This is a genomic window from Streptomyces sp. NPDC029216, assembly GCF_040648015.1.
GTDB lineage: Bacteria > Actinomycetota > Actinomycetes > Streptomycetales > Streptomycetaceae > Streptomyces.
The window spans coordinates 1-7,351 of the sequence record NZ_JBEZWL010000234.1 but is presented as its reverse complement, the minus strand read 5'-3'; the positions used below and the strand labels follow the sequence as shown (position 1 = coordinate 7,351).

At 73.5% G+C, this 7,351-nt stretch carries 6 protein-coding genes; 2 read left to right on the top strand and 4 right to left on the bottom strand.

All coding sequences use genetic code 11. From position 1 onward, the window contains the following. Both AB0F18_RS37735 and AB0F18_RS37730 read left to right on the top strand, forming a co-directional pair. On the top strand, positions 1-1,103 hold a 1,103-nt coding region (locus tag AB0F18_RS37735; RefSeq protein WP_362069612.1), incomplete at its 5' end, for a family 2 encapsulin nanocompartment cargo protein terpene cyclase. A gap of 17 nt (positions 1,104-1,120) precedes the next feature. Further along, positions 1,121-1,990, top strand: a complete 870-nt coding sequence (locus AB0F18_RS37730; RefSeq protein ID WP_362069609.1) for a geranyl diphosphate 2-C-methyltransferase — start codon at positions 1,121-1,123, stop codon at positions 1,988-1,990. A gap of 74 nt (positions 1,991-2,064) precedes the next feature. Here AB0F18_RS37730 and AB0F18_RS37725 read toward each other — a convergent pair whose 3' ends face one another. From AB0F18_RS37725 to AB0F18_RS37710, 4 genes are all read right to left on the bottom strand, one after another. Beyond that, positions 2,065-3,159: a M20 family metallopeptidase gene (locus AB0F18_RS37725; RefSeq protein WP_362069615.1), complete on the bottom strand. Its 1,095-nt coding sequence runs from the start codon at positions 3,157-3,159 to the stop codon at positions 2,065-2,067. A gap of 74 nt (positions 3,160-3,233) precedes the next feature. Then, positions 3,234-4,352, bottom strand: coding sequence for an LLM class flavin-dependent oxidoreductase (locus AB0F18_RS37720; protein WP_362069606.1), 1,119 nt, complete (start codon positions 4,350-4,352; stop codon positions 3,234-3,236). 316 nt (positions 4,353-4,668) lie between these two features. Then, positions 4,669-5,976, bottom strand: a complete 1,308-nt coding sequence (locus AB0F18_RS37715) for an MFS transporter (protein WP_362069603.1) — start codon at positions 5,974-5,976, stop codon at positions 4,669-4,671. Further along, positions 5,976-7,070, bottom strand: a complete 1,095-nt coding sequence (locus AB0F18_RS37710; protein WP_362069600.1) for a PLP-dependent cysteine synthase family protein — start codon at positions 7,068-7,070, stop codon at positions 5,976-5,978. Before AB0F18_RS37710 ends, AB0F18_RS37715 begins: the two co-directional genes overlap by 1 nt. Positions 7,071-7,351 lie beyond the last annotated feature (281 nt).

The following is a 7,351-nucleotide window of genomic DNA, read 5'->3' as shown; positions in this document are numbered from 1 at the left end:
CCGCCGGGCCCGCGCACTCGCCGGCCGCCCTGCAGCGGGTCCTGCGCGGACCCAGCGGCCTGGGCACGGTGGCCCTGCACTGGGCCCGGCCGCAGGAACCCCCGGCCGCCGCGGTGCCGGTGGCGGCCAGCCGGCCGATCCCGGGCCTCTACCACCACCCGGTACCCGAGCCGGACCCCGTCCGGGTGGAGGAGCTCAGCCGGCGGATCAAGAGCTGGGCGGTGGACGAGGTCCGGGCGTTCCCCCCGGAATGGGAGGACCAGTTCGACGGCTTCTCCGTGAGCCGCTACATGGTCGCCTGCCATCCGGACGCGCCCACCCTCGACCACCTGATGCTCGCCGCCCGGCTGATGGTCGCCGAGAACGTGGTCGACGACGCCTACTGCGAGGACGGGGCCACCACCCCGGACGTCGGCGGGAAGCTGCTCATGGCGCACACCGCCCTCGACCCCGTCCACACGACGAAGGAGTACCAGCCGGCGTGGGAGGAGTCGCTCTCCTCGGACGCCGCGCGCCGCTCCTACCGGTCGGCCATGGCGTACTTCACCGCGGCGGCCAGCCCGTCCCAGGCGGACCGGTTCCGGCACGACATGGCCCGGCTGCACATGGGGTACCTCGCCGAGGCCTCCTGGGACGAGACGGAGTACGTCCCGGAGGTGTGGGAGTACCTGGCCATGCGCCAGTTCAACAACTTCCGCCCCTGCCCCACGATCACCGACACCGTCGGCGGCTACGAACTTCCGGCGGACTTCCACGCGCTGCCCGCCATGCAGCGGGTCATCGCGCTCGCCGGCAACGCCACCACCATCTCCAACGACCTCTACTCCTACATGAAGGAACTCAGGAGCCCCGGCCGGCACCTGAACCTGCCCGTGGTCATCGCCGAGAAGGAACGGCTCTCCGACAAGGAGGCCTACCTGAAGGCGGTCGAGGTCCACAACGACCTCATGCACGAGTTCGAGGCCGCGGCCGCCGAACTGGCCGTGGCCTGCCCCGACCCGCGCGTGGCCCGCTTCCTGAAGGGCGTGGCCACCTGGGTCGACGGCAACCACTACTGGCACTCGTCCAACACCTATCGATACACCCTGCCCGATTTCTGGTAAACGAGGGGACATATTCCATGACCAGCACCGTCAGCACCACCCCGTTCATCCCCGCACCCGTGACCCCCTACCAGGGCGACATCGCCCGTTACTGGAACGAAGAGGCCAGGCCCGTGAACCTGCGCCTGGGCGACGTGGACGGCCTTTACCACCACCACTACGGCATCGGCGCCGTCGACCACGCCGCCCTCGGGGACACCGAGGACAGTGAGTACGAGAAGAAGCTGGTCGCCGAACTGCACCGGCTGGAATCGGCACAGGCCGAACTCCTCCTGGACCACCTCGGCCCGATCGGGCGCGACGACGTGCTCGTGGACGCCGGCTGCGGCCGCGGCGGCTCGATGGTCATGGCCCATCAGCGCTTCGGCTGCAAGGTCGAGGGCGTGACGCTCTCCGCCAAGCAGGCCGACTTCGGGAACAACCGCGCACGCGAACTGGGCATCGAGGAATCGGTTCACTCCCGGGTCTGCAACATGCTCGACATGCCCTTCGAGACCGGGCAGGCCGCCGGTTCCTGGAACAACGAGTCGAGCATGTACGTCGACCTGCACGACCTGATGGCCGAGCACTCCCGCGTGCTCGCGGTCGGCGGCCGCTACGTCACCATCACCGGCTGCTGGAACCCGCGTTACGGGCAGCCCTCGAAGTGGGTCTCCCAGATCAACGCCCACTTCGAGTGCAACATCCACTCCCGCCGCGAGTACCTGCGCGCCATGGCCGACAACCGCCTCGTCCCGCAGGCCGTGATCGACCTGACCCCCGAGACCCTGCCCTACTGGGAGCTGCGTGCCACGTCCTCCCTGGTCACCGGGATCGAGGAGGCGTTCATCGAGTCGTACAGGGACGGCTCGTTCCAGTACGTCCTGATCGCGGCCGACCGCGTCTGACCCGCCGGCGGGGGCCCGCACCCGCCGGACGCACGCCGGGCCCGTCCTGCGACGGGCCCGGCGGCCAGGGCGTCTCAGGCGTTCTGCAGCGTGGCCACCAGGCCGGCGACGAGGTGCGCCCGCTCGGCCATGGCCTCGATCACCACGTACTCGTGGTCGGCGTGGGCGCCCCCGCCGACCGCCCCGAGGCCGTCCAGCGTCGGCACGCCCAGCGCGGCCGTGAAGTTGCCGTCGCTGCCGCCGCCCACCGCCCGGGCCTCGATGCCGGGCAGCAGCCGCTGCGCCACCGCGAACAGGCCGGCCGCCGCCGACTCGGGCATCGGGGGCCGGGTGATGCACCCCTCCACCGAGATCCGCGCCCCGGCCAGGTGCGGGGCCAGCGCCGCGAAGGCGGACTCCACGCGCTCGCGCTCCTCGGCCGTCTCGACCCGGACGTCGACCACGATGGTGGCCGCCGCGGGAACGACGTTCTCCAGGGTGCCGGCGGCCGCGACGGTCGGAGTGACGGTCGTACCGGCCTCGGGACGGCCGATCGCCGTGATGTCCAGGACCTGGTGGGCCGCCTCGACCAGGGCGTTGATCCCGGCCGCGGGCTCCAGCCCGGCGTGGGAGGCCCGGCCGGCGATCGAGACCTGGAAGGCGCCGCAGCCCTTGCGGCCGGTCTTGAGGCCCCCGCCGTCCGCGGCGCCCTCCAGGACCAGGACGGCCCCGCAGGCGAGGGCGCGTTCCTCCAGGAGGGCGCGGGAGGACCGGGAGCCGACCTCCTCGTCGGCGGTCATCAGGATCTCGACCCCGGACCGGTCGGCGAGCGTCGCCAGCCCGTGGACCGCCTGCACGATGCCGCCCAGCATGTCGAAGACCCCCGGGCCGGTGACCCGTCCGTCCCGGACCGTGAACGGGCGGCGCTCCAGGGTGCCGAGCGGGAACACCGTGTCGTGGTGGCCCAGGAGCAGCACCTTGGGCTCTCCGCCGCCCGACCAGTGGACGTGCGGACCGGCCTCGCTCTCGACCAGGACCGCCTGGCCGCCCAGACGCTGCTCGATGATCCCGGCGACGGCTTTGGCCGACGCGGCAAGGGCGTTGACGTCGCGCGAGGGGGACTCGACCTCGACGAGCGTGCGGAGGTCCTCGATCATCGCGTCGACGTTCACCTCGACGCCCTTCTGCATCGTCACGTCGCACAGAGTAGTACTCCGTGCGCCGTGACGGAGATCCGGGCCCGGCGGGTGCCCGCGCCCCGGTGTCAGCGGCGGCTCCACTCCTGCGCCAGCAGGCGGTACGAGCGGACCCGGTCCGCGTGGTCGTGCGTGATCGTGGTGACCATCAACTCGTCGGCCCCGGTGGCCTCCTGGAGCCGTTCCAGGTGGTCGGCCACCGTCCGCGGCGAGCCGGCGAACTGTGTCTCCACCCGGTCGGCGACCAGGGCGTGGTCGGCCTCGGACCAGTCGGCCGTCAGCGCGCGGGCCTCGTCGGGGGAGGGGAAGGGGATGGCGCCCCGGGCGGTGCGGATGCTGTGCACCCAGGGCGCGTACCCGGCGGCCAGCTCCCGCGCCTCGGCGTCGTCGGGGGCCACGACCACGTCGGCGGAGACGCTCAGGTACGGCCGCTCCAGTTCGGCCGACGGCTTGAACGCGGCCCGGTAGCCCTCGGCCGCCTCCAGCACCGTCGCCGGGGTGACGTGGTAGTTCGCCGCGAACCTCAGGCCGTGCCGGCCGGCCGTCTCCGCGCTCTGCCCGGCGCTGCTGCCGAGGATCCACACCTCCACGTCCGCCCCCTCCCCGGGGACGGCGCGCGCCGCGACGCCCTCCGCGGACCGGTACTCCCCGCGCAGCAGCGCGAGTACGTCGTCGACCTGCTCCCCGTAGTCCTGCGGGCGGGCGCCGGGCAGGTTCAGCAGCTTCTGGTGGAGGGCCACGTTCGGGTGGCCGAGCAGAGGGGCGAAGGAGAAGCGCTGCGGGATCCGCAGACCGTTCGGGGTGTACCCCTCGAAGGGCTCGTGTCCGGCGGGGCGCGGCGCCGGCGGGCCCGCCGAGCGGCCCAGGCCCAGGTCGAGGCGGCCCGGGTGGAGCGCGTCGATCAGGCCGAACTCCTCCACCGTGGACAGCGCGGTGCGGTGACCGAGCTGGACGGCGCCCGAGCCGATCCGGATCGAGGAGGTGGCGGAGGCGGTCAGCGCCAGGACCACCGCCGGGGAGGTGCCCGCGACGCCGGGGTTGAGGTGGTGCTCGGCGAACCAGTAGCGGGCGTAGCCGAACCGCTCGGTCTGCCGGGCCAGGTCGATGCTGTGGTGCAGGGCGTCGGCGGCGGTGGAGCCGGAGGGGATCGGGATGAGGTCGAGGACCCCGAGGGGAACGGTGGACACGGCCGGGTCTCCTTGCGCGCCGGGGACGGGGGCGGGGCCGGGAGACCTCGCGGCGCGACCGGCGCTGCCCCCGACGGGAACAGTTCTAGCGAGCCGGGCCGGCCGGGCCAACAAGATCGCCGGGGCTCGGCCGGACACCCCGCCTGCTCTGGCCGAAACACCCGGGGTGGCGGCGCGTCCGGCCGCCGGAGGGCTCGCGCCGGCCCGCCCGCGCGCCGGGCCGCGGGCGGGGTTCGCACGGGGCGCCGCCCGCGCACCCGGTGCGGAAGACCACGCGCCCCGGAGGCACGAGGGCCTGCCGGGGCGCGGGAGCCGCTCAGGCGGCCACGGCCTCCCGGGCGGGGGTCCCGCGCTCGGGCGGTGCCAGCCGGCCCGTGCGATGGAGCCCGTACAGTGCGGCCGTGCAGCCGAGCCCGAGGGCGGACAGCGCGAGCCAGGGCAGCGCCGACATCCCCGCCGCGCGGGCCGCGTCCAGCGCCGCCCCCGTGAGCAGGTTCCCGAGCGCGATGCCCACGCCGCAGACGGTGTTGTACAGCCCGTAGTGCGTCGCGACCAGGCGGTCCCCGGAGAGGCGGACGATGGTGTCCATCTCGAAGGGGTAGGCGATCATCGTCCCCACGGCCAGCAGCAGTGCCGCGAGCGCCGGCGGCACCGCCGCCAGCAGCCGCGTCCCCGTCACCGACTCCGGTACCGGAAAGGCCGTGGCGGCAAGCAGCGGCAGGAAGGCCGCGCCCATGGCGAGCAGCCCCCACGCCAGCGCCCGGCCGGGTTCCATCCGGGCCCTGCACCAGGCGGTGACCCGGGTCTGGAACAGGATCGTGCTCAGCCCGGAGACGGCGAACAGCACCGCCACCGCGGCCGTGCCGAAACGGCCCTCGCCGCCGATGCGCCGGACCTCCAGCGGCAGCGCCATGTACACCTGGAAGGTCATCACGTACGAGCCGATCATGGCCACCGAGAACAGCAGGAACGGGCGGTTGCGCAGGATCCCGCGCCACTGCGCCAGCACCCCCTCCCGCGGTCCCTGCGCGCGCCGCGCGGAGTCGTCGCCGCGCCGCTGCGGCAGGGCCCGGATCTGTACGAGGCTCAGCACCGCGAAGATCCCGGCCGCCACCAGGCAGGTGACCCGGAAGTCGACCCCGGTCAACACCATGCCCACCAGCGGGCCCAGCAGGATCCCGGCCTGGTAGAAGACGTTGAACAGGGCGAAGGCCTCGACGCGGCGCTCGCCCGCGTCGGCCGCCAGATAGGCCCGGCTGGCCGGGTTGAACAGGGCCCCGGCCAGGCCCGTCGCCGCGGAGGCGGCGATGAGCGCGGGCACGGAGTCCACCAGGCCGAGCGTGGCGAATCCGGCGATCCTCAGCGCCAGCCCCGCGACGATCATCGGCTTGTAGCCGAGCCGGTCGGCCAGGGTGCCGCCGATGAGGAACATGCCCTGCTGGCTGAAGTTGCGGACGCCGAGGATCAGCCCGACCGTCCAGCCGGCCAGCCCGAGCGGGCCGGCCAGATGGGCGGCCAGGTAGGGCATGAGCATGTAGAAGCCCAGGTTGATGGTGAACTGGTTGACCATCAGCAGCTGGACGCTGCGCTCGTACGAACGGACCTGCGCGAGGGTTCCCTTCATCAGGCGCGCACCTCCGCCGGGGTGAGGGTGAGCGGGTCGACCACGGAGGCACAGCGCGTCCATCGCGTGACCTCCTTCTCGTCCAGCCGCCCGATGGTGTCGGGCTCCGCCGCCGGCGGGGAGTCCAGCAGGCCGTGGGCCGCGCAGTAGTCGTCGTCGTAGACCGTGCCGAGGTAGCGCTGGGGGCCGTCGGGGAAGACCGCCGCGATCCGGGTCTCCTCCGGCAGGGAGCGGGCCAGCCAGCCCGCGACGAGGGCGACCGCGCCCACGCTCCAGCCGCCGGTGGCGTAGTGGGAGGAGGCCAGCTCGCGGCAGGTCCACACGGCCTCGCCCGGGGCGACCCAGTGCACCTCGGAGAACTGCTCGTAGGCCACGTTGCGGGGGTAGATGCTCGAACCGAGGCCGCGCATCAGCCGGGTGCGGGCGGGCTGGCCGAAGATGGTGGAGCCGACGGTGTCGACGCCCACCACCTTCAGCTCGGGGTAGAACTGGCGCAGCACCCGCGAGACGCCCGCCGAGTGGCCCCCGGTGCCGACGCTGCACACCAGGACGTCGATGTGCCCCAGCTCGGTGGCCAGTTCGAGGGCCAGCGGGGTGTACGCGGTGGTGTTGTCCGGGTTGTTGTACTGGTCCGGGCACCAGGAGCCGGGGTGCTGCCCCAGCAGCTCGGTGACGCGGTCCCGGCGCGCCTGCTGCCAGCCGCCGGTGGGGTGGGGTTCGGAGACGACGTCGACCCGGGCTCCGTACGCGGTCAGCAGCCGGGTCATCGAGGGCTCCAGGCCGGGGTCGGTGACCAGGGTGACGGGGTGTCCGTGGACCATGCCGGCCAGGGCCAGGCCGAGGCCGAGGGTGCCGCTGGTGGACTCGATGACGCGGGCGCCGGGCCGCAGGTCGCCCCGGGCCCGGGCGCGCTCGACCATGTGCAGGCCGGGACGGTCCTTGATGCCGCCGGGGTTGAAGCCCTCCAGCTTCGCCCAGAAGCCGCGCCCCGCCGGGGACAGGGGCTCGGAGACGCGCAGCAGGGGGGTGTTGCCGACCAGTCCGGACAGGGTGGTGCGGTCGGGAGGGGTGACGTCGGGGGCCGAAGAATGCATGGTTCCGCTCTCGTTTGATGGTGCGTCGGTGGTCGCTCTCGGGAAGGGTCGTGCCGCGGCAGGGCCGAGTTCCCCGTGGGGTGTGCGCAGGCCTCTGCGAACGGGCTTACGGGAGCGGTCTAGAGCCGCCAGCGACAGACGAGGGCCAGAGTGGAACGTGCGGAACGGGCCCGGACCGGCCCGCCGGTGTGAAGCGCACGAGCTCCTGGACGAGCCGCTTGCCGCCGTCGTCCGCCGGGTGCGCCTTGCCCGCGACGACGATCTGCACCGGGCGGTCCGGG

What these genes read in the sequence shown, in the direction of transcription:
- AB0F18_RS37730 (WP_362069609.1), top strand. Translation starts at nt 1,121, where the DNA reads ATGACCAGCACCGTCAGCACCACCCCGTTCATCCCCGCACCCGTGACC.
- AB0F18_RS37725 (WP_362069615.1), bottom strand. Translation starts at nt 3,159, where the DNA reads ATGCAGAAGGGCGTCGAGGTGAACGTCGACGCGATGATCGAGGACCTC.
- AB0F18_RS37715 (WP_362069603.1), bottom strand. Translation starts at nt 5,976, where the DNA reads ATGAAGGGAACCCTCGCGCAGGTCCGTTCGTACGAGCGCAGCGTCCAG.
- AB0F18_RS37710 (WP_362069600.1), bottom strand. Translation starts at nt 7,070, where the DNA reads ATGCATTCTTCGGCCCCCGACGTCACCCCTCCCGACCGCACCACCCTG.